This window comes from Streptomyces sp. NPDC050164, from assembly GCF_044459945.1.
Lineage (GTDB): Bacteria > Actinomycetota > Actinomycetes > Streptomycetales > Streptomycetaceae > Streptomyces > Streptomyces coeruleorubidus_A.
Window position 1 is genome coordinate 1 of record NZ_JBITJK010000007.1, and the last position, 19250, is coordinate 19250.

18 protein-coding genes are annotated in these 19250 nt (G+C 70.3%); 9 read left to right on the forward strand and 9 right to left on the reverse strand.

The features are described from left to right. Positions 1–169: 169 nt before the first annotated feature. On the forward strand, positions 170–1108 hold the full coding sequence (sigJ, locus tag ACIBNA_RS13245) for an RNA polymerase sigma factor SigJ (RefSeq protein ID WP_399165315.1): 939 nt from the start codon (positions 170–172) through the stop codon (positions 1106–1108). Between the two features lie 98 nt (positions 1109–1206). Here the strand turns inward: sigJ and ACIBNA_RS13250 are convergent, their stop codons facing one another. The 4 genes from ACIBNA_RS13250 to ACIBNA_RS13265 all read right to left on the reverse strand — a co-directional run bounded on the left by ACIBNA_RS13250 (position 1207) and on the right by ACIBNA_RS13265 (position 4213). Next, positions 1207–1500: a hypothetical protein gene (locus tag ACIBNA_RS13250; RefSeq protein WP_399165316.1), complete on the reverse strand. Its 294-nt coding sequence runs from the start codon at positions 1498–1500 to the stop codon at positions 1207–1209. 153 nt (positions 1501–1653) lie between these two features. After that, positions 1654–1926: a DUF4158 domain-containing protein gene (locus ACIBNA_RS13255; protein ID WP_399165317.1), complete on the reverse strand. Its 273-nt coding sequence runs from the start codon at positions 1924–1926 to the stop codon at positions 1654–1656. Between the two features lie 126 nt (positions 1927–2052). After that, on the reverse strand, positions 2053–3120 hold the full coding sequence (locus tag ACIBNA_RS13260; RefSeq protein ID WP_399165318.1) for a tyrosine-type recombinase/integrase: 1068 nt from the start codon (positions 3118–3120) through the stop codon (positions 2053–2055). Positions 3121–3238: 118 nt separating this feature from the next. Next, the gene (locus ACIBNA_RS13265) at positions 3239–4213 is read right to left on the reverse strand and encodes a helix-turn-helix transcriptional regulator (protein ID WP_399165319.1); all 975 of its coding nucleotides are present in this window, start codon (positions 4211–4213) and stop codon (positions 3239–3241) included. A gap of 79 nt (positions 4214–4292) precedes the next feature. Between ACIBNA_RS13265 and ACIBNA_RS13270 the strand changes: the two genes are divergently transcribed. After that, a complete protein-coding gene (locus ACIBNA_RS13270) occupies positions 4293–5027 on the forward strand; it encodes an alpha/beta fold hydrolase (protein ID WP_399165320.1) in 735 nt (244 codons plus the stop codon). 26 nt (positions 5028–5053) lie between these two features. Then, on the forward strand, positions 5054–6130 hold the full coding sequence (locus tag ACIBNA_RS13275) for a winged helix DNA-binding domain-containing protein (protein WP_399165321.1): 1077 nt from the start codon (positions 5054–5056) through the stop codon (positions 6128–6130). A 51-nt stretch (positions 6131–6181) separates the two neighbouring features. Here the strand turns inward: ACIBNA_RS13275 and ACIBNA_RS13280 are convergent, their stop codons facing one another. The 3 genes from ACIBNA_RS13280 to ACIBNA_RS13290 form a co-directional block, all read right to left on the reverse strand. Next, a complete protein-coding gene (locus tag ACIBNA_RS13280; RefSeq protein ID WP_399165322.1) occupies positions 6182–9310 on the reverse strand; it encodes a Tn3 family transposase in 3129 nt (1042 codons plus the stop codon). Between the two features lie 217 nt (positions 9311–9527). Continuing rightward, a complete protein-coding gene (locus ACIBNA_RS13285) occupies positions 9528–10205 on the reverse strand; it encodes a glycoside hydrolase N-terminal domain-containing protein (RefSeq protein ID WP_399165323.1) in 678 nt (225 codons plus the stop codon). Positions 10206–10705: 500 nt separating this feature from the next. After that, complete coding sequence (locus ACIBNA_RS13290) at positions 10706–11671, reverse strand: pirin family protein (protein WP_399165324.1); 966 nt, start codon at positions 11669–11671, stop codon at positions 10706–10708. 133 nt (positions 11672–11804) lie between these two features. On the opposite strand from ACIBNA_RS13290, the gene ACIBNA_RS13295 reads away from it, so the two are divergent. The 3 genes from ACIBNA_RS13295 to ACIBNA_RS13305 all read left to right on the forward strand — a co-directional run bounded on the left by ACIBNA_RS13295 (position 11805) and on the right by ACIBNA_RS13305 (position 13164). Next, positions 11805–12287 carry a MarR family winged helix-turn-helix transcriptional regulator gene (locus ACIBNA_RS13295; RefSeq protein ID WP_399165325.1) on the forward strand — a complete coding sequence of 161 codons (483 nt, stop codon included), beginning with the start codon at positions 11805–11807 and terminating at the stop codon, positions 12285–12287. Next, positions 12284–12739: a MarR family transcriptional regulator gene (locus ACIBNA_RS13300; protein WP_399165326.1), complete on the forward strand. Its 456-nt coding sequence runs from the start codon at positions 12284–12286 to the stop codon at positions 12737–12739. The genes ACIBNA_RS13295 and ACIBNA_RS13300 overlap by 4 nt, the downstream gene beginning before the upstream one ends. A gap of 65 nt (positions 12740–12804) precedes the next feature. Next, on the forward strand, positions 12805–13164 hold the full coding sequence (locus ACIBNA_RS13305) for a tetratricopeptide repeat protein (protein WP_399165327.1): 360 nt from the start codon (positions 12805–12807) through the stop codon (positions 13162–13164). Between the two features lie 106 nt (positions 13165–13270). Here the strand turns inward: ACIBNA_RS13305 and ACIBNA_RS13310 are convergent, their stop codons facing one another. Then, a complete protein-coding gene (locus ACIBNA_RS13310; protein ID WP_399165328.1) occupies positions 13271–14677 on the reverse strand; it encodes a PepSY-associated TM helix domain-containing protein in 1407 nt (468 codons plus the stop codon). A gap of 154 nt (positions 14678–14831) precedes the next feature. Between ACIBNA_RS13310 and ACIBNA_RS13315 the strand changes: the two genes are divergently transcribed. Both ACIBNA_RS13315 and ACIBNA_RS13320 read left to right on the forward strand, forming a co-directional pair. After that, positions 14832–15476 (forward strand): peptide deformylase, encoded by a 645-nt coding sequence (locus tag ACIBNA_RS13315; protein WP_399165329.1) that lies wholly within the window; start codon positions 14832–14834, stop codon positions 15474–15476. 155 nt (positions 15477–15631) lie between these two features. Next, on the forward strand, positions 15632–17224 hold the full coding sequence (locus tag ACIBNA_RS13320; protein ID WP_399165330.1) for an ABC-F family ATP-binding cassette domain-containing protein: 1593 nt from the start codon (positions 15632–15634) through the stop codon (positions 17222–17224). 83 nt (positions 17225–17307) lie between these two features. On the opposite strand, the gene ACIBNA_RS13325 is transcribed toward ACIBNA_RS13320, so the two are convergent. Next, on the reverse strand, positions 17308–18738 hold the full coding sequence (locus ACIBNA_RS13325) for a dihydrolipoyl dehydrogenase family protein (RefSeq protein WP_399165331.1): 1431 nt from the start codon (positions 18736–18738) through the stop codon (positions 17308–17310). A 118-nt stretch (positions 18739–18856) separates the two neighbouring features. Between ACIBNA_RS13325 and trxA the strand changes: the two genes are divergently transcribed. Further along, positions 18857–19243 carry a thioredoxin gene (trxA, locus tag ACIBNA_RS13330; protein WP_010043745.1) on the forward strand — a complete coding sequence of 129 codons (387 nt, stop codon included), beginning with the start codon at positions 18857–18859 and terminating at the stop codon, positions 19241–19243. Positions 19244–19250: the final 7 nt, after the last annotated feature.

Genomic DNA, 19250 nt, shown 5'->3' on the forward strand with positions numbered 1-19250 from the left:
CGGGCGGCGGTGTGTTGGCGCCCGGCGGGGCGCGGGGGGTGGGGGGGGCGCCGCCGGGGGCCCCCCCCCCCCCCGCGGGGGGGGGGGGGGCGGGCCCCCCCCCCCCCCCCCCCGGGGCTGTGTTGTCGAACCGGTAAGGGCAGATACGACGAAGGGAGCCTTCGGCACCATGAGCACCAGATCCGAGCCAGGACACGGCCGACCCGATCCGGGCCTGGACGCGCTCATGAGCGAGCGGCGCCAACTGATCAATCGCGCGTACCGGCTTCTGGGCTCCCTGACCGAGGCCGAGGACGCCGTCCAGGAGACCTACACCCGCTGGTACGCCATGTCACGGCAGCAGCAGGACGCCATCGAGAACCCCGGCGCCTGGCTGACGACAGTCGCCGGTCGCATCTGCCTCAACCTGCTCGGCTCGGCACGGGCCAGGCGAGAGACCTACGTGGGCGAATGGATCCCAGAGCCACTGCCCGAGAATTCGGAGTGGATCAGTGGGCGGGCGGACGGTGCGGCGGCCGATCCGGCCGACCGGGTCACCCTGGACGAGTCGGTCAATCTGGCCTTCCTGGTCGTGCTCGAATCGATGACCCCGGCCGAACGCGTCGCTTTCATCCTGCACGACGTCTTCTGCCACTCGTTTACCGAAGTGGCCGAGATCGTCGGCCGTACCCCGGCGGCATGCCGCCAGTTGGCCTCCTCGGCCCGCCGCCGCATCCGGGCCGCGCAGTCTCCCACGACTTCGGCAGCCCAACGCGCCGCCGTCGTCAGGGACTTCAAGCAAGCCTGGGAGGCCAAGGACATCGACGCCCTGATCGGCCTGCTCGACCCCGATGCCACGGCGATCGCCGACGGCGGTGGCCTTGCCATCACCTTCCCGCACCCCATCGAAGGCGCCGAGCAGATCGCGCACGTCTGGCGAGAGATCGCCCGCCGCAAGCCCGACACCATGACGTTCCTGGAACGGACGGTCAACGGTCAGCCCGGTCTGGTGGCCCAGCAGGACGGCGTCATCGTGTCGGTGTACGCGTTCGAGGTCGCGGACGACCGGATCAAGCACATCTGGGTCGTACGCAACCCCGAGAAGCTCCATCGCTGGACGACGGGTTGAGGCGTGTTTACCTACCGTCCGGTCCGCTCACAGCCGCCGCCCGGCAGCGGAACACCTTCAAGGAGCGGGAACGAGGCCAGGGGCGATACCGATCATGGTCACGCCGTCCGCGCCTCGCCCTCGAACTTCTTGGTCGTCGCCGCCAGAGCGTTCCGAGGCACCGTTGGGTCCACGCCCTCTGTGCACAGAAGGATCCGACTCGCCATACCTCTCGGGAGTGCACGATGCCTGCCGATCCCGTTCCGGATGTAGTCGCGGGAGGTCTTGTACCGGCGTGCGTGCGCGAGCGCGTCCAGGACCCGGTTGTCCTCGGAGGCGGCCGTCAGTTCCAGGCGGCTGGCCAGGTCGTACATCGTGGAGCGGTCTTTGAGCAGGTGCCCGTACAGCAGCACCTCCCAGTAGTTACCGTGGTGGGCGGCGGCTCCTCGCTCTGCTCTACCTCCGCTCCGGCCGCGAGCTGGAGGATGCGCGGGAGGTAGCCCTGACGTTCGCCCTGTGGGCGGGCTCGCAACTGGCGGCGCTGATGATCCACGACGCCGAGCGGATCACCTCCCATATGGACGCACGCGATCACGACGCCGCTCCCCTGAGTCCGCCCACGCCCCGGCGGGAACCTTCACCTGCTGGGCCACGTACTCCACCGCCGCCGCAGGCATCTCCTTGGCAGACTCCGGGAACCGGGCCTCCACCTCGAAAAACTTGAGCAACAGCGCGAAGCCCAACCGGGTCGCCCCCGACTTGTTCCGCACCTTCTTCATGTCGTCTTCGAGCAGCGTCCAGACCTCAATCAGGTCTTCCGGCTCCCAGTCCTGCCGCATCCCACCCCGCCCCTTCGCCGTCACTCGTTCAGCTCAACGAGGTGGCCAGTGCAGGGAAACGAGGACCACGCCAGTCACACAGCGCTACACGCCACCTGGCGGTAGCTATACGAGAACAGGGCCGATTTACGTGCGGCGGCGTGCAGCGGGGTCGCGTTCGGCGACGTGCCGGGCGACCGAGTCGACGCCGGGGCGGGCGTATCTCTCCAGGGAGCGGACGGAGGCGTGGCGGGAGCGGGCCAGCAGCATCGGGGTCGAGGTGCCGTCCTCGGCGTCGTGTGTCAGAGCGCTGTGCCGGAGCCGGTGCAGGGTCCAGCCGTCCAAGTCCTCAATGTCCTCGGGTGAGGCGAGCGGGTTGGCCAGCAGCCGGGTGTTCTCCTCGAAGATTTCTTCAGCTCGGCGGTAGGAGAGCCGGCCCCGACCGGTCTCCGGGCACACGTCCAGCGTCGGCGTTCCGGCCGGGGCCTTGCGGTCGGTGAGGAACAGCGGGCCGCGGGTGCGGCGGGCGATGAGCCGGGGCAGGAGCTGGGCGGTGCCGGACTGCCAGTGAATCCACTCGGTCGCTCCGCCCTTGGCGGTGATCTTCCCACGCTTGTCCTGCGGGTACAGGTCTTCCACATTGAGGCACAGCACCTCGTCGGCCCGTGCGGCGGACTCGTAGAGCATCTTCCACTGCGTCTTCTCCCGCAGCGCGACGTCGAGGCGCCACAGGGCGGCGATCTGGTTCTCCGCGAGAGCCTTGGTGCGGTCGAGCGGTGCCGGCCGCCGCTCGATGCCGATCGTGGGATCGCCTTCGATCCAGCCTTGGCGCTGCCACCAGCCGATCGCTTTGCGGGCGATGGACAGTTCACGGTTGACGGTGTCGGCGTCCATCTCGTCCGCCCGCGCGGCGGCCAGCTCGGCCAAGACTTCCGGCAGCGCCGGGTCGTCGATCGAGGTGATGGGGAAGACGGGCGGTTTCGCGCCTCGTCGGGCGGGCCCGGTCGGCGCGGGTTCTCCGGTGAGCATCCATCCCCACGTCGTCAGCGAGATCCGGTAGATCCGGGCGGAGGACTTCGCGATGCCCGCGCCGGTGAGGTAGCGCTCGACCGCCGCGGTGTACGACGCGGGCGGGGCGGACAGGGGCACGACCCGGGCTCGCGGCAACCTGAGCGCGCCCCCGCTCCCGAGTTCGGTCACCGGTTCGATCGCCATGCTCGCCCCCCCTCCGACACTGCCGCAGTAAATGCGTGCACCTCGCCCCGGCGGCCGGAATGGTCCGCCGCAGGTCGTGATGATCACGATAGAGGCTCCGCCGCAGTAAATCCGGTATTTACTGCGGTAGTTCTTCCGGTTTCCGCTGGGCGGCTGCGGTGAGCTGGGCGGCCAGATTCTTGAGCGCCTGCCGCAGTTCGTCGGGATGGTTGATGGTGAAAGGCCACTCCAGGGAGGCGAGCATGTGGGCCATGCCGTCCAGCCGTTCTGCCCGTGCGTGCATGAGAACGCCGGTGGGCTGGGCGGTGAGGGTCACCGCTGAGCGAGGCAGCCGGCGAGCGATCTCATCGAGGGGGCCATGGATCGTCACCTCGACCTGCCAGCGGTAGGGCCCCTGAGCGAGGGTCGAGGTCAGGTGGGCGACGGGGTCGAAGCCGTCGGGTGGGGTGAAGCTGTCGGCTCGGGGGGTGACGGAGGTGATGCGGTCGATGCGGAAGGTGCGCAAGCTGTCGCGGAGGTGGTCGTGGCCGACGACGTACCAGCGGCCGGTGTGGAAGACCACGCCGTAGGGGTCGATGTCGCGTTCGGTGTGTTCCTGGCGCCAGGACTGGTGGCTGATGGCGACGGTCGTGCGGGCGCGGGAGGCCTGGGCCAGTGCCAGCAGGACGCCGGTTCCGGGTGCCTGCCCGATTACGGCGTTGGCGGTGAAGGACAGGGTCTCCCACATGGCGGCGAGCGGTTCGCGCAGGGCGTGCGGGAGCACCCGCTCGATCTTGGCCAAGGCACCGGCACTGGCCGGCGCGGCGGTGCCCATGCCCAGACGTTCTGCCGCGAGCAGGCCAAGGACGACGGCGAGGGCCTCGTCATTGGTGAGGACCAGAGGTGGCATGCGGTAGCCGCGGGCCAGTCGATAGCCGCCGTAGCGGCCGCGTTCGGCCTCCACAGGGATGCCCAAGTCGCGTAGGTGGGCCGTGTAGCGGCGCACGGTGCGGACGTCGGTGTCCAGGCGGTCGGCCAGCTCCGTCCCGGTGAGCCGGGCGTTGGACTGGAGGAGTTCCAGCAGGGTCAGCACACGGGTGAGGGGATGCGACATGGATCACTCGGCATTTCAGGGCGGATTCTGTCCTGTATCGACTTTACGCTCCCCGCAGTACCTACTTCTGGGAGATCACATGGCTACCTTCGTACTCGTTCCCGGCGCCTGGCTCGGGGCGTGGCCCTGGGAAGACACCGCCCGCGTGCTGCGGGAGCGAGGCCACACGGCGCTGCCGCTGACGCTGACGGGCCTGGCCGAGCACGCAGACCAGGGCGGACCCCAGACGGACCTGGACACGCACATCGCGGACATCACGGGATTCGTCGAGCGGAACGATCTGCGCGACGTCACGCTGGTCGCCCACAGCTACGCGGCTGCACCGGTGACCGGGGCAGCCGGACGTCTCGGCGACCGCCTGGAGCGCGTGATCTACGTGGACAGCGCCCCGTTCGCCGCAGGCATGTGCATGCTTGACCTCATGCCACCGCAGGCAGCGGACCAGCTGCGCCAGCAGGTCGACGCTTCCGGCGACGGGTGGCGGCTACCGATGCCGCCCTTTGAGGTCCTGGGCTTGTCCAGCAGCCTCGACGGGCTCGATGCGGGCCAGCGGAACGCTCTGCGCACGCGTGCCACCCCTCAGCCGTTCGGCACTTTCACCCAGCGTCTCGCCGGCCCGGCCGAGCCCGGTCCCGGTGTGGACCGTGTCCTGATCGCCTGCCGTGACTTCACGGGGCTGCTGGATGCCGGGGTGCCGACGCTGGCCTTCCTGAACCAGCCGCCGTGGCGGCGCTTCGACCTGCCCACCGGGCACTGGCCGATGCTGTCCGCGCCCGCCGAACTCGCCCGCGTCCTCGACAAGGCCGTCTCCTGACCGCGCCGGCCGAGAGGCACAGCCCGATGCCTGACCACGAGAGCATCCGCAGGCTGCGGGCCCACGCTCAGGCCCTGGCCGGCGGAGCATGCGAGGCCTCTGCCGTGACGGTCGTCCGACGGGTCTTCGCCATCCAGGCCCAGGACGCCACGGCCGCCGACCTGGGCATCCGGGTACGCGGCCGGGACATCACCGCCCAGGCCATCCGCACGGCATACGAGAAAGAGCGGAGTATCGTCCGCAACTGGTACATGCGCGGCACCCTGCACACCATCCCCAGCGACGACGCCCGCTGGGTGTTGCAGTTGCTGTCCCCGCGCATCCTTGCCGCAACCAGCCGCCGCTACCAGCAGCTGGGCCTGGGCGATGATCTGCGCCAGCGCGCCGACCATCTCATCCGGCGTGCTCTTGCCGCGCACGGCCCACTCACCCGGGCCGAGCTGACCGAGCGCCTTACCACCCTCGGTATTCCGCCGGACGGGCAGGCGCCGTTCTACCTGATCCGCCACGCGGCACTCACCGGCATCCTCTGCCATGGTCCGCAGCGCGCCGGTGAGGCCACGTATGTGCTGCTCGACGACTGGCTGCCCTCCACCGGGCGCTTCCGGTGGGAGGGCGACGATGCTCTCGCCGAGCTGGCCCGCCGGTACCTGGCCGCGCACGCCCCCGCCACCTTGGAGGACTTCGCCGCCTGGTCCGGACTGCCGATCACCTGGGCCCGCAGGGCCTGGAAAATGCTGGCGGAATCCGGCGTGATCACCGAGTACGGCGCATTGACCATGCTCGCCGGGCGGGTGAAAGAACTCCCACGCTCGTCTGACACCCCGGACGTTCGCATGCTTCCCGCCTACGACAACTACCTGATCGGCTACCGCACCCGCGAGGCGTCCGTCTCCGCTCTCCACCAGGCCCGCGTCTGGCCAGGAGGCGGCCTCATCCGCCCCACTGTCATCGCCGACGGCCTGGCCATCGCCACCTGGACCCGTGGCCCCGGCTCGCGCTCCATCCAGGTGGATGCGTTCGAACCTGTCCCGCCTCAGATCGAGCAGGGTATCGACATGGAAAAGGAGGCCGTCGTCGGCTTTCTGCGGCCCACCACGTAGCCGACCCGCATCCCGATCCGAAAGGGCGGCCGCATAGGCGAGAACGTTGGGTCAAGCAGCCTGACCGAGGCCGGCGGCGATCAGACCCTGCTCACGGAGCGGGGTGAAGTCGACGTCAGGCTTTGGGTCGTACGCTTCCGGCTGGATGCCGACTTCGTGGGTGCTGTACTCGCCGAACCGGTTGATGTGTTCGGTCAGGTACGGCGAGATGTGCGCCAGGTCTTCCGGGTCGATCTCCCATCCCTCCTCCAGCAGTTGGCGGACGATCTCCGCGATGTCCAGGGCGTTGTGGAAGATCACCGCGTTCGTGAGCAGGGCGTTGAACTTCATTGCCTTCTCCTGCTCGATGGGGTCGTTGTCGGCGATGACGCCGCGGTTGCCGAAGCCGATCCACTGGGAAAACCGGTTGAACGACTCGACCTTGTTGGTCGCCGCTGTCACCCGCCGCCGCAACGGCGCGTCCGAGAGGTAGCGCAGAAGCTGGACGGTGCGGATCAGGCGGCCGACCTCACGGAAGGCCGCGTAGGTGGCGTTCTTCCGCGACCCCGACCGCAGCCGCTTAAGCAGCGTGGAGGAGGAGATGGTGCCCTCACGTACGGAGACGGCCACCCGCATCAGGTGGCGGAACTGGGACTCGATCAGGTCGAAGTCGATTGTGTTCTTGCCCGGCTCTCCGAACAGGGCGTCGATGTGTACGTACTCGCTCTGCTTGGAGGGCCGGTAGAAGGTCAGTTCCTTCCAGTTCCTGATCCTGGGCATCAGGTCGAAGCCCAGGAGGTGGGCGAGCGCAAAGACAGGGAAGCTCTGGCCCTGCGTATCCGCGTGCACCGTGGTCGGCTGCACCTCGGAGGTGTTCTTCAGCAAGCCCTCGATGATGTAGACGGCCTCCCACACGCCACACGGGATGAAGTGCGTGAACAGCGCGATGTAGGTGTCCGAGACGTGGTGGTAGGCGATGCCGCCCTGCTTGCCGTACCGCACGCTCGTCTCGGAGAGCAGGTTGTCGAGATAGGTGTCCATGTGGGTGCCGTCCGCCGCAACCGCGGTCCCGTCACCCCACGCCTGCGAGATGTCCAGGCGGGCGTGCGCGTTCACCAGGTCGGCGACCGCCTCGTTCAGCAGCACGATCGAGAAGTGCTTGTTGGCGACGTACGACAGCTCGTGTCCGCTCACGCCGGGGATGTGCCGGGCGGCCTCGTACGGGCCCATGTTGGTGCCCTTGACGAACGTCACGATCACGTAGCGGCCCAAGGGGTCGGTGAGCTTGGGCTCGTTGCCGGACGGCGGGCCGAAACGGCGCCACCACTCCACCCAGTACGCGGTCCGGGCCACGATCCCCATCAGGGAACGCTCCGGCATCCTCGCCTTGATCTCCTGCTCCAGCCGCTTCGCCGAGGGCCGCTGGCCGTCAGCCCGGAACGCCTTCAGTGACGGGACGCCCGTCTCCGGATCGATCACCAGGCCCTCGTTCTCCGGGTACCCGGCGTCCGCCGCCGCGGCGGCGGATCGCAGCTTGTCCTCCAGCTGCTGGCGGAAGAACTTCGCGTCGAACTCGGCGCTCTCGCCCGCCTCGGCGAGGCCGACCTCCACCAGGTAGGACCCCAGCGTCTCCTGGACGACCTCCCAGGCCAGCAGCTGCTCGGACCAGTCGGCGTACTCCTCCGAGCCGACCACCGCGACGTCGCCGGTGCGCAGTTCCTCGGCGAGCGCGGTGAAGACCATCGCCTCGAAGTGCTTGCGCACGAACTGCCCGGTCCGGGTCTTGTCGAGGACGGCCTTGCGCCAATTCTGGGTGGCGAAGGAGATGTCGACCTCCTTGCCCTCCTCGTTGAAGGCGGTGATGTACTCGCCGCGGGCCGCCTGGTGCCGCTGGGCGTGCGCGAGGGCATCCAGCACCCGGCTGTCCTCGCTCGTCGCGGTGAACTTCAGCTTGTCGTTGTCGGCCAGGTCGAACATCACCGCCCGGTCCCGGCCGATCTGCCCGTACAGCAGCACTTCCCAGAAGTTGCCGTGATGGGCGGAGACCTTCTCGATCTGCTCGTACTGCTTCGCAAACCCTCCGAAGCCCTCCACCGCGCGGGTGACCGCGCCGAACCCGCCGGCCTGCACCACCTGGGCCTTCACCAGGGAGAGGACCGCCGGGGAGACCCTGCCCTCCAGCCGCGTCGCGACCTCGTCCACCGACGCCTCCTCGTCCAGGCCCTCCAGGGCTTGGCGGACCTCGGCGGTCATGGTCGCGGCCCTCGTGAGCGCCTCCTGGGCCGGGCTGCCCTCGTCGATGTGCTTGAGCACCGTCCGGTAGTTCCCGATCAGGGCCTCGACGATCTCCCGCTCGGCGAGCCGGATCTCCTCCAGCTCCGCCTTGGCCTTCTTGATCTTCGTCGCCACGCGCTTGCAGAACATCGTCGCCAGGTCGTCCCGCACCCGCATACGCGCCTTGTGCGTCAGGGCCGCGACCAGCGCGATGCGCTTGACGGGGGCGAAGTCCCGCAGCTCCGAGGCGTCCGCCGCGTCTGCTTCTCCGGCGAAGTCGGTGATCTTCCCTGCGGCGACTCCGTCCATCCACACGTCGGTGTCGCCCAGCTCGTCCAGCCATTCCAGACGCTTGGTCAGGTTCTTGAAGTGCGACCAGGTCGGGCCCTTGGCGGGTTTCTTCAGCCGGTTGAACAGCGTCGTCCCGTCGCTGTCGCGCTCCTCCAGCAGCCGCATGAGCCCCGCCCGCTGAGCAGCGCTCATGCGATCGTGGATACCCTCGCAGATCGAGGCGTTCACCTCGGTGCGGATCTTCGACGCCAGCTTGTCGAAGGTCGAGAAGCCCGGCAGCTCCAGCCCGGCCTCCACTACCTTCTCCAGCGCGATGTTGATCAGATCCGCCGGGCGATTCTTCGCCGCGGCCTCCTTACGGATCGACTGCTCGACGATCCCCCGGGCCTTGGCCTGGTCGAACGTCACGCCGGCCTGCTTGCGGACCAGGCCCCGGTGATGCTTGGCGGTCCGCTCCGCCCGGTACACCGGCAGCGTGCCCTCCGGCAGCTCCACCGCACGCCGGACGAAGTCCACCACCATCTCCGGGACGTCCTCCAGCGCCGGGAAACACCCCATGCGCCGGTACGACTTCAGCATCAGCAGCAGCGCCAGCAGATGCTCATCGCAGTCCGTGGCATCAGACGCCCACTCCAACTCATCGCGGCTCGGGGAGAAGAACAGATGCAGCTAATGCGCGGTGATCAGCCGCTTGAACCGTGGATACGCGGTCCGTTCAATCGATGTCACAACCCACCCCAGGCCCCAGACGACGCGCAACATCACCACCAACGACGCTGGGCCGAATGGGTGACGGGCGACGAGCGCTCAGGGCTTCAAGATCATCCCGTTGCCCCTTTGGCGCGTATCTCGGTCACACCCCGGTTACGGTCTGGGGGCTGTCGAAGGCGGCCGTGAAGGAGAGGGCCCCCGGGACATCGGCCGTCAGCCGAACGACGATCACCTGGTCCGGATGGCTGGCGAAGGTCTCGCGGCGATACGTCACCCCGTTCCGCCGGTACCGGACGGAGGTGACCGCCGAGTCAAGGTCGAGCGTTCGCCGATAGTCCTCTGCCTCGCCCTCGGCGGTGAAGGCCAGCCGCAGGTTGCCGACCGGCTGGTACATCAACTCACCCTTGGGAATGCCGAGAAAGTCCGAATCGATGAGGGACTGGGCGGCGCTCCACTCTCCGGCGAAGACGCGCCGGCGGATCTCGGGAAGGGCGGCCAGAGCCTTGGGGTTCGCCGGCTCATAGGGACCGCCTGCCCACACCGTGTCCTCGTTGAGCTGGAGTAATTCGGCGTCCGTACCTCCGAAGACCATGGCGCCGAGCCGCCCGTTGCCGACGGGCAGTGCCTCCAGCCACTCGGAGGCCGGCCGGGGATACCAGAGCACGTACTCACCCGGGCGCGGGCCGGCTGCCGCGGCGTCCTGTGACGGCTTCCGGTCGGCGTCGGCTCCTCCAGCGGCATACGCGCCGCTGGACGGCATGAGAGCCGCAGCGCTCGCTCCGGCTGTGGTGGACAGGGCGAGGAAAAGTCTGCGATCCATGCCTCAAAGCGTCGAGTCATCGGATGTCTGCTGTCGACCCTAGGGGCCATATCCGAAAGTTTCCGCCGTGCTGGGGCCGCTTCGAGGGTGGGCGGCTCCTCCGCGGCTGCGGGGCAACCCAAGGGACTCGCACGGAGCTGGCGGCCGCGGAGGAGCGGATCCCGCACCACGGCAGACACCACGCGATGCGCGGCATAGCCACTGCACGACCTGACTTGCCCTGCGGGCCTGCGGATGCGGCAGTTCGAAAGTCTGTTGCGGGTGGTGCGGGAGCGGGGCACAACGGTCCTGGCGACGGGCGGCCGTGGTGCCTGCCGCTGGCCGATCGGGTGCTGTCCCGCCACAGCTGCTCACGGATAGCCAGACCGTGGACTGCCCCAGCACCGCCCATCGGGCCTGCAACACGCCCAGCCGCCCTACCGCTCGCACTGGAAGTGCGGAAGACGACACACGGCGGCAAGTCGCCGACCCGTCACCATCACTCAGCCATTTTGCGTAGGTCAGCGAACCCGTCCTCGCGGCTTGAGAGGCGTCGGCGGCAGCTCGGGGGCCGGCAACGGATCCCCGTCGTACCCCTTCACCTCCCCGAATCTCGACCCTTCCATCCAGTCCCGACGCGCCTGTTCGATCTCCTCCTGCGACCGTCCGATCCAGTTCCAGAACATGATCAGTTCCTCCTCGAACGGCTCGCCTCCCAGGAGCATCAGGCCCGCGTCCGATTCCGCCCGCAGCGGCAGTTCGCTGCGGCCGCAGCCGAGGTAGAGCATCGAGCCGGGCAGGAGCGGGACGCCGTCCACGTGGGCCTCGCCGGACATGGACAGGACGGCGTACTCGAAGTCCGGTTCCAAGGGGAGGCGTACGTCCGCGCCTCGAGTGAGGGCCAGGTCGGCGCCGACGATCGGGGTGTACGCCGTGCCGGGCGAGGTCGCGCCGTCGAGGTCGCCGAGGATCAGTGTCGCCTTGATGCCGGGTGCCGTGACGACCGGCAGGTCGGCGTGGTGTTCGAAGCGCGGGTCGGTGTGGCGGTGGCCGTCCGGGAGCGCGACCCACAGTTGTGCGCCGTGCAGGAAACGGGCGTGCGAGCGAGGGCTCTCCTCGGAGTGGCTGATCGCCCGGCCGGAGGTCATCAGACCCAGCTCGCGCGGCCGGATCGTCTGGAGGCTGCCGGTGGAGTCGCGGTGCAGCACCTCCCCCTCGTGCAGCCAGCTCACCGTCTGCAGGCCCATGTGGGGATGCGGCGGCACCTGCATGCCGGGTTCGTCGGCGATGTCGTCGGGGCCGTAGTGGTCGACGAAGCACCAGGCTCCGACCATACGGCGGCCGAGGTTGGGCAGCAGCCTGCGGACCTCGCTGGACTCGCCCAGCTTGACGGGGCGAGGACTGAGGAGTTCGCGAACCGGCTCGGCCACGACGAAGCCGCGGCCACCGCACAGGGAGGGAGCCGCCTCGCGCTCAAGATTGCTCATGGCGCACAACCTAGTCCGGCGGAGGGGCCTGCGTCAGCGCGTCATTCGGGCCGTGCCTCGGGCGCCGTTCCCAATAGCGGGTGCCATGGAAATATAGTAGCCATGGATATAATAGCCATGTACTGTATCTGCCATGAGCAAAGGTTCCGAAGGCGCGACCCCCGGTTTCCTGGTGTGGCGGCTGTCGATGAAGTGGCGGGTGGCCGTCGACCGGGCGGTGGCGCCGCTGGGGCTCACCCACGCGCAGTACTCGTTGGTGGCGTCCCTGCACGGCATGCAGCGCTCCGGCGAGCGGCCCAGTCAGCGTCGCCTCGCCGACCACACCGGACTCGAGCCGCTCTACGTGTCCAAGCTCGCGCGTGCACTGGAGGCCGCCGGTCTCCTGGAGCGCACCCGGGACCCACACGACCCGCGCGCGGTGCAGCTCGCGCTCACCGAGCAGGGGCTCGAGGTCACCGGGCGGGCGATCAAGGTCGTACACAAACTCCTTCAACAGCTCCTGGAGCCGCTCGGAGGCCTCGACGCCGCGCGCACCCGCGAGTTCACGCGCGATCTGACGGCCCTGCTCGACGCACCTCTTGATCCCATCAGCGAGAACGAGACGGAGCAGTCATGACCACCGGCACACCCCTGCTCGATCCCCGCGTCATCGCCCTGGCCCACTACGCCGGCCGCGCGGTCCTGGAGAACGTACTGGCCCGGCACGGCGTCACCTTCCAGCAGTCCGTCACCCTCCGGCTCGCCGTCGTCGCCGACGGCCCGGTCGAGCGGGAACAGCTCGTCGACGGCGTCGTCGGCGCGCTGAAGAACGACCCGGCGGAAGTGGGCGGCGTGATCGACGAGCTGATCGCCGCGCGGCTGCTGGCCCCGGCCGAGGGGCCACACGTGCGGATCACGGACACCGGGCGGGAGCTGTACGCCAGGACGGCCGGCGAGACGGCTCCCTTCTCCGCCCGGATCTACGCCGGGATCCCGGAGGAGGACCTGGCCGTCGCCGGCCGGGTGCTGAGCCTGATCACCGGGCGGGCCAATGCCGAGCTGGCCGGGCTGACCGCGCTGACCGAGTAGCCACCCGTTTCAGTAGTGGAATATTGAACCAACCCGTTCGGTTGTCGGCCTCGAAGGAGGCACGAGTGAACACGACCTACGACACGGCGTACTACGCCCACGGGGCACCGGCGGAGCGCTGGGAGCGCGCGCAGCTGTTCTTCGACGCCAAGGACTACGCCGCCGCCGCGCGCGTCCTGGGCGGGCTGGTCGAGGAGGTCCCCGAGCAGACCGGGCCGCGGCTGCTGCTGGCGCGCTCCTACTACCACTCGGCCCAACTGCGACGTGCCGAGGCCGAGTTGCGGACGATCGTCGAGCGGGACCCGGTCGAGCACTACGCCCGGCTGATGCTCGGCCGCACGCTCCAGCGGCAGAACCGGCACGAGGAGGCGGAGCCGCATCTGCGGATCGCCTCGGCGCTCGCGGGCGACTTCGAGCAGCGCTGACCGTCACGTACCCGAAGGTGCCCGGCTCCGTGCGGAGCCGGGCATCCGTGCGTCGGCGGGTCTCCCCTGCCCCATCGGTGGGTCCGCTACCGCGCCGACGGGTCCGCTACCGCACCGGCGTCCCGGCTCCGTACGTCCGCCGCCCCCGCCGGTAGGCGATCTCACCCAGCAGGATGTCGACGGCCAGGAAGGCCGCCAGCGGGATGCCGAACAGGGGCAGGAAGTAGCCGAGCACGGCGACCCCCGCCAGCAGCGGCACGAGGATCTGTGGCGGCACCTGCTGCCAGGCGCCGCGTGGGATCGGGCGGCCGAAGGCGGTGGTGCGGCCGCGCTGCCACCACATGCGGTAGCCCCACACGATCAGCAGGATCAGGCAGAGCGCGAGCAGCATCAGGGCGATCTGGTTGGCCAGGCCGAACAGGATGCCGGTGTGCAGGTCGATGCCCCACCGGGTGAGCTTCGCGAGCACCGGGTAGTCGGCGAACCGCACCACGTCCATGACCTCGCCACTGGCCGGGTCGATCGCGACGGAGTCCTGCTTCTCGGGCCAGCTGCGCTGCACCTGCTTGACGACGTACGCCGACTTCGCGTCCGCCGGCGGCACGATCTCCACCGGGTCGCCCAGGCCCTCGGACCGGGCCGCGGCCAGGACCTTGTCCAGGCCCACCCCGTGCGCGGCGTCTCCGGCCTGTCCGGCGACGGAGCCGTGGCCGGCGTGTTCACCGCCCGCCGCCGACACCGACGGGGTGGCATGGCCCAGCGAGGTCCGCAGCTCGTCGATGTTGGCCCCGGCGTAGGCCGACCAGGTCAGACCGGTCGCCGAGAGGAAGAAGAACCCGGCCGCCGCCCACACGCCGACGCTGCCGTGCAGTCCGAGGGTGCGGCGCCGCCCGTTCGTGCCCCGCACCTTGCGCAGCGCGCGGCGGCGGGAGAACCACAGCACCAGTCCGCCGGCCGAGATCACCCACAGCCAGCTGGCCGCCAGTTCGCTGTACAGCCGGCCCGGCTCGCCCAGGTGCAGGCCCCGGTGGAATTCGTCGATCCAGGTGCGCAGCGGCAGCGCGCCGGTCGAGCCGTACTGTTCGAGGGAGCCGCGCACCTTCGCGGTGTACGGGTCGACGAAGACGGCGAGCGTGTGTCCCTCGTCGACACCCGGGACACCGGACAGCAGCACCCTGGTCGTCGCGTCCGCCTCGGGTGAGGGGCGTACGGCCGAGACCGTGCCCTCGGGGTGGGCCTTGCGGGCGGCGGCCACCTGCTCGCCGATCGGCAGCTTCCGCTCGCCTGCGGGGACGGTCAGTTCGTGGTCGTACACGATCTTCTCGGCCTGGAACGAGGCGGCGTACAGCAGGCCGGTGGTGGCGGCGACGAGGAGGAGCGGCGCCACCAGCACCCCGGCGTAGAAGTGCAGACGGAGGATCAGCGGACGCAGCGGGGCCCAGCTGTTCCTCGACGGTGCCGGGGTGGCAGCTTGCGGGGCCTCGTCCGTGGTGATCGAGGGAGCGGTGGTCATCGGCGGGCTTCTCCGGGGGACGTCATCTTGGCCGTCGCAGTGCGGTCGTCGGCCGTTGCGGTGCAGTAGTCGGGCCGGAAGGGGGTTCAGTTCCCGAAGTGGGTGTGTGACGTGTGTCACGCGAGCGGGCAGGGCGCCGTGTCATCCTGACGCGATGGGAACTCCGAGCGATCGCGCACCGCTGGCCGAGCGGGTCGAGGAACTCCTCGCCGACGGTGGCCCGTTGACCATCGTGGCGGCCGGCGATCCGGTGCTGCGGCGCGGCACCGAGCCGTACGACGGTCAGCTGGGGCCCGCGCTGCTGGCCCGGTTCGTCGAGGCCCTGCGGGTCACCATGCGCGCGGCGCCGGGGGTGGGCCTTGCGGCACCTCAGGTCGGTGTGCCGCTGAGGATCGCTGTGATCGAGGACCCGGCGCCGGTGCCGGACGCAGTGCGGCTGGCGCGCGGGCGGGTGCCGCAGCCGTTCCGGGTGCTGGTCAATCCCGCCTACGAGCCCGTCGGCGGTGCGCGGGCCGCGTTCTTCGAGGGCTGTCTGAGCGTGCCGGGCTGGCAGGCGGTGGTGGCGCGGCCCGCAGAGGTGCGGCTGACCGGGCAGGACGAGCACGGGCACGCGCTGGACGAGGTGTTCACGGGCTGGCCCGCGCGGATCGTGCAGCACGAGACGGACCATCTCGACGGCGTCCTGTATCTGGACCGGGCCGAGTCGCGTTCGCTGTCGTCCAACCGGGCGGTGACGGAGCGCTGGGCTCAGCCGACGCCGGAGGAGGCCGCGCGGGCGCTCGGCTTCGAGCTGCCGTAGCGCACGGAGAGCCGGAGGCAGGGTGCGGAAATTCGGAGGCGCTCGGCGGGGCGCCTCAGTTACCGTGACGTCCATGTCTACGCCCCGAATTTCCTAGCCGAGGACCCACTTCCACGCCACCCGTGTGTCCTCTTGCTTGTTCGGAGCGTTTTCTCATGATCACCGTTCGTGATGTCGACGTGCGCGTGGGCGCGCGTCTGCTGCTGTCCGGCGTCTCCTTCCACGTCTCCCCCGGCGACCGCATCGGCCTGGTCGGCCGCAACGGCGCGGGGAAGACAACCCTGTTGCACACCCTGGCGGGCACCCTGCGGCCCGCGGCCGGGACCGTCGCCCGCACCGGTGACGTCGGCCATCTCCCGCAGGACTCGCGCGCGGCCGACCAGTCGGTCACCGTCACCGACCGGATCCTGTCCGCGCGCGGCCTTGACCACGCCGTACGGGCGCTGCGCCGCGCCGAGGCCGCGATGGCCGACGGGACGGAGCGGTCGATGAACGCCTACGTGCGGGCCGAGGCCGAGTTCCAGGCGCGCGGCGGATACGCGACCGAGGCGGAGGCCGCCCGGGTCGCCGCCGGAGTCGGGCTGCCCGCGGGGCTGATGGACCGGCCGCTGCGCGCCCTGTCGGGTGGTCAGCGACGGCGCGTGGAGCTGGCCCAAATCCTGTTCGCCGGGCACGGCACGCTGCTGCTGGACGAGCCGACGAACCATCTGGACGCGGATTCGGTCGCCTGGCTGCGCGGGTTCCTCGCGAGCCACCAGGGCGGGCTCGTGATGATCAGCCACGACATGTCCCTGCTGGCCGGCACCGTGAACCGGGTCTTCCACCTGGACCCGGGGCGTGCCGCGCTCGACGTCCACAACACCGGCTGGGACGAGTATCTGGCCCAGCGGGACGCCGACGAGCGGCGCCGGGCCCGCGAGCGGGCGAACGCCGAGCGCAAGGCGGCGGCGTTGCGCGCCCAGGCCGGCAAGATGCGGGCCCGGGTGGCGACCGCGACGGCCGCGCGGAACATGGCCCGCCGCGCCGACCGGATGCTCGCGGACCTCGAACCGGCCCGGCGCGCCGAGAAGACGGCCAGGATCCGGCTGCCCGAGCCGGCGCCCTGTGGCCGTATCCCGCTCGGCGCCGTCAGCCTGACCAGGTCGTACGGCGAGCGGCACGTTCTGCGGGGCGTCGACCTCGCCGTCGACCGGGGCAGCCGCCTGGTGGTGCTCGGGCCCAACGGGGCGGGAAAGACGACCCTGTTGCGGATCCTCGCCGGGCAGGACACGCCGGACGGCGGCCGGGTGGTCCACGGGCACGGGCTGCGCCTCGGCTACTTCGCCCAGGAACACGACACGCTGGACCCGGAACTGACGGTGCGTGAGCACCTGGCGGGTGCCGCCCCGCACCTAGCCGACGGCGAAGTCCGCCAGGTCCTGGGCGCGTTCCTGTTCTCCGGCGACGACGCCGGCAAGCGCGTCGGCGTCCTCTCCGGCGGCGAGAAGACCCGGCTCGCCCTGGCGGGCCTGGTGCACTCGGGCGCCAACGTGCTGCTCCTCGACGAGCCCACCAACAACCTCGACCCGGCCTCACGTGCCGAGGTCCTGGCCGCGGTGGGCACGTACCCGGGCGCGATCGTCATGGTCACGCACGACGAGGGCGCCGTCGACGCGCTGCGGCCGGACCGGGTGCTGCTGCTGCCGGAGGCGGAGGAGGACCTGTGGAGCGACGACTACCGGGAGCTGGTGGTGCCCGCGCACGCGTGACCTTGCTGGATCACCACCGGTCATTGGAAGCCCGGGGCCCTCCCGCTCCTGGCGGGACCACCCCGGGCCGCACGATCCGGAGGTCAGGCGTCCCGGTAGGCCTCCAGCAGCCGCAGCCACACCTCGCTGATCGTCGGGTACGAGGCGACGGCGTGCCACAGGCGGCCGACCGGGACCTGGCCGGCGACGGCGATGGTGGCGGAGTGGATGAGCTCGCCGACGCCGGGGCCGACGAGGGTCACACCGCGCAGGATCTCGTCCTCCAGGTCGACGACCATGCGGGCTCGGCCCTTGTAGCCGTCGGCGTACAGGCCCGCGCCCGCGACCGTGGACAGATCCACGTCGACGGCCTTCACCCGATGGCCTGCCTGCTCGGCCTCGGCGAGTGACAGGCCGACGGCCGCCGCCTCCGGGTCGGTGAAGACGACCTGGGGGACGGCGGCGTGGTCGGCGGTCGCGGTATGCGCGCCCCACGGCTGTGCGAGGAGGGTCTCGCCGGTGGCCCGCGCGGCGATGGCGGCGCCCGCGATGCGGGCCTGGTACTTGCCCTGGTGGGTGAGGAGGGCGCGCTGGTTGACGTCGCCGACCGCGTACAGCCAGTCGTGGCCCGTGACGCGGAGGCTGTCGTCGACGTCGAGCCAGGAGCCGGGCTCCAGGCCGATCGTCTCCAGGCCGAGGTCGTCGGTGCGCGGTGCGCGGCCGGTGGCGAAGAGGATCTCGTCGGCCTCGACGCGGTCGCCGTTGTCCGTGACGGCGACGACGCTGCCGTTCTCGCGGGCCACCGATTCCACCGACGTGCCGGTGCGGACGTCCGCACCGGCCTCGATGAGCGCCTCGGCGACGAGTTCTCCGGCGAAGGGCTCCATCCGGGCCAGCAGGCCCTTGCCGCGGACCAGCATGGTGACCTTCGAGCCGAGCGCCTGCCAGACGGTGGCCATCTCGGTGGCGACGACGCCGCCGCCGACCACGATCAAACGGCCGGGCACGTCCTTGGAGCTGGTGGCCTCCCGGCTGGTCCACGGCCGGACGTCGTCCAGTCCGGGCAGCCCGGGCAGGGCGGCGCGGCTGCCGGTGCAGACGGCGACGGCGTGCCGGGCGGTCAGGACGCGCTCACCGCCGTCCGGGCCGGTGACCGTCACCGTGCGGGAGCCGGTGAGGCGGCCGTGGCCGCGGTACAGGTCGGCGCCGATGCTGTCGAGCCATCCGACCTGACCGTCGTCCTTCCAGTCGGAGGTGTAGTAGTCCCGGTGGGCGAGGACCGCGGAGGCGTCGAGGGGGCCCTGCACCGACTGGCTCAGGCCCGGTACACGGCGGGCGTCCGCACGGGCGATGACCGGCCGCAGCAGGGCCTTGCTGGGCATGCACGCCCAGTACGAGCATTCGCCGCCGACCAGTTCGCTCTCCACGACCGCGGTGGTCAGACCGGCCGCGCGGGTGCGGTCGGCGACGTTCTCCCCCACGGGCCCGGCCCCGAGCACCACGACGTCGTACGCGTTGGTTTCCGATTCCGTCATGGGGTCAGTCTGGTGGGTGGTGTGCGCCCTGGCCACACGGGTAGGGGCGCGGAATACGTGCCAGGTCGGCCGTGTTGTGCCGACGGCTTGACCCACACCAGGAAGAGGGATTTACGCCATGAGCAGCACCGTGGAGCTCACCAAGGAGAACTTCGACCAGACGGTCACGGACAACGAGTTCGTCCTGATCGACTTCTGGGCGTCCTGGTGCGGGCCGTGCAAGCAGTTCGCACCGGTCTACGAGAAGGCGGCCGAGGAGAACCCGGACCTCGTGTTCGGCAAGGTGGACACCGAGGCGCAGCCGGAGCTGGCCGCGGCCTTCGGTATCCAGTCGATTCCCACGCTGATGATCGTCCGTGACCAGGTCGCCGTGTTCGCCCAGCCGGGCGCCCTGCCCGAGGCCGCCCTGACGGACGTCATCGGGCAGGCCCGGAACCTCGACATGGACGAGGTCCGCAAGGCGATCGCCGAGCAGCAGGCCCAGGAGGGCCAGCAGGCGGGCTAGCAGGGTT